This is a genomic window from Virgibacillus sp. CM-4 (assembly GCF_000445495.1).
GTDB classification, from domain to species: Bacteria; Bacillota; Bacilli; order Bacillales; family Amphibacillaceae; genus Virgibacillus; species Virgibacillus salexigens.
On sequence record NZ_AUQA01000010.1, the window covers coordinates 1 to 2,856 of the forward strand.

The 2,856-nt window shown below is 52.4% G+C and carries 1 rRNA gene; it reads left to right on the top strand.

The window, feature by feature from the left end:
* A 23S ribosomal RNA gene (locus tag M948_RS42370) occupies nucleotides 1-2,798 on the top strand; the annotation flags it as partial.
* Nucleotides 2,799-2,856 lie beyond the last annotated feature (58 nt).

Below are 2,856 nucleotides of genomic sequence, written 5' to 3' on the forward strand. Positions count from 1 at the left end.
GGGAACCCACTGTTCGTAATGGAACAGTACTTCTATCTGAATACATAGGATAGAAGAGGCACACCCGGGGAACTGAAACATCTCAGTACCCGGAGGAAAAGAAAGCAAATGCGATTTCCTAAGTAGCGGCGAGCGAAACGGAATCAGCCCAAACCAGAAGGCTTGCCTTCTGGGGTTGTAGGACACTCCATTGGAGTTACCAAGAAATTCATTAGATGAAGCGATCTGGAAAGATCCGCCAAAGAAGGTAAGAGCCCTGTAATCGAAAAGGAATTTCCTCCGGAGTGGATCCTGAGTACGGCGGAACACGTGGAATTCCGTCGGAATCCGGGAGGACCATCTCCCAAGGCTAAATACTCCCTAGTGACCGATAGTGAACCAGTACCGTGAGGGAAAGGTGAAAAGCACCCCGGAAGGGGAGTGAAAGAGAACCTGAAACCGTGTGCCTACAAGTAGTCGAAGCCCGTTTATGGGTGACGGCGTACCTTTTGTAGAATGGACCGGCGAGTTACGATCGTATGCAAGGTTAAGTGGAAGACACGGAGCCGCAGCGAAAGCGAGTCTGAATAGGGCGAATGAGTATGCGGTCGTAGACCCGAAACCGTGTGATCTACCCATGTCCAGGGTGAAGGTCAGGTAACACTGACTGGAGGCCCGAACCCACGTATGTTGAAAAATGCGGGGATGAGGTGTGGGTAGGGGTGAAATGCCAATCGAACACGGAGATAGCTGGTTCTCTCCGAAATAGCTTTAGGGCTAGCCTCAAGGAGATGAGTACTGGAGGTAGAGCACTGATTGGACTAGGGGCCCTCACCGGGTTACCGAATTCAGTCAAACTCCGAATGCCAGTTACTTTGCCTTGGGAGTCAGACTATGGGTGATAAGGTTCATAGTCGAAAGGGAAACAGCCCAGACCGCCAGCTAAGGTCCCTAAGTATACGTTAAGTGGAAAAGGATGTGGAGTTGCTTAGACAACCAGTATGTTGGCTTAGAAGCAGCCATCATTTAAAGAGTGCGTAATAGCTCACTGGTCGAGTGACTCTGCGCCGAAAATGTACCGGGGCTAAACGTATCACCGAAGCTGCGGATTGTTCTACGAACAATGGTAGGAGAGCGTTCAAAGTGCTGTGAAGTCAGACCGTGAGGACTGGTGGAGCGCTTTGAAGTGAGAATGCCGGTATGAGTAGCGAAAAAAGAGTGAGAATCTCTTTCACCGAATGCCTAAGGTTTCCTGAGGAAGGCTCGTCCTCTCAGGGTTAGTCGGGACCTAAGCCGAGGCCGAAAGGCGTAGGCGATGGACAACAGGTAGATATTCCTGTACCACCTCATGAGCGTTTGAACGATGGGGGGACGCAGTAGGATAAGGAAAGCGCACCGATGGAAGCGTGCGCCCAAGCAGTGAGAAAGTCGGATAGGCAAATCCGTCCGGCAATTTCAAGCTGTTATGGGGAGGGAAATAGAGTACCGAAGTTCCGGATTTCACACTGCCAAGAAAAGCCTCTAGTGAGTTCATAGGTGCCCGTACCGCAAACCGACACAGGTAGGCGAGGAGAGAATCCTAAGGTGAGCGGGAGAACTCTCGTTAAGGAACTCGGCAAAATGACCCCGTAACTTCGGGAGAAGGGGTGCTCCTCTGCCGAGGAGCCGCAGTGAATAGGCCCAAGCGACTGTTTAGCAAAAACACAGGTCTCTGCGAAGCCGTAAGGCGAAGTATAGGGGCTGACACCTGCCCGGTGCTGGAAGGTTAAGGGGAAGCGTTAGCACTTCGGTGCGAAGCGTTGAACCGAAGCCCCAGTAAACGGCGGCCGTAACTATAACGGTCCTAAGGTAGCGAAATTCCTTGTCGGGTAAGTTCCGACCCGCACGAAAGGTGCAACGACTTGGGCACTGTCTCAACGAGAGACCCGGTGAAATTATACTATGTGTGAAGATGCACATTACCCGCGACAGGACGGAAAGACCCCGTGGAGCTTTACTGTAGCCTGATATTGAATGTTGGTACAGCTTGTACAGGATAGGTGGGAGCCATCGAAGCGTGAGCGCTAGCTTACGTGGAGGCACCCGTGGGATACCACCCTGGCTGTACGAACCTTCTAACCCAGGACCGTAATCCGGTTCGGAGACAGTGTCAGGCGGGCAGTTTGACTGGGGCGGTCGCCTCCCAAAGAGTAACGGAGGCGCCCAAAGGTTCCCTCAGAATGGTTGGAAATCATTCGCAGAGTGTAAAGGCAGAAGGGAGCTTGACTGCGAGACCTACAAGTCGAGCAGGGACGAAAGTCGGGCTTAGTGATCCGGTGGTTCCGCATGGAAGGGCCATCGCTCAACGGATAAAAGCTACCCCGGGGATAACAGGCTTATCTCCCCCAAGAGTTCACATCGACGGGGAGGTTTGGCACCTCGATGTCGGCTCATCGCATCCTGGGGCTGTAGTCGGTCCCAAGGGTTGGGCTGTTCGCCCATTAAAGCGGTACGCGAGCTGGGTTCAGAACGTCGTGAGACAGTTCGGTCCCTATCCGTCGTGGGCGTTGGAAGTTTGAGAGGAGCTGTCCTTAGTACGAGAGGACCGGGATGGACACACCGCTGGTGTACCAGTTGTTCCGCCAGGAGCATAGCTGGGTAGCTACGTGTGGCAGGGATAAGTGCTGAAAGCATCTAAGCATGAAGCCCCCCTCTAGATGAGACTTCCCATCACTTCAAGTGAGTAAGATCCCTCAGAGATGATGAGGTTGATAGGTTCGAGGTGGAAGCGTGGTGACACGTGGAGCTGACGAATACTAATCGATCGAGGACTTAACTAACCAATTTGGCTTTGAAACGTCGTTGAATGATCTCTTATTTAGTTTTTAGGGTACAAAT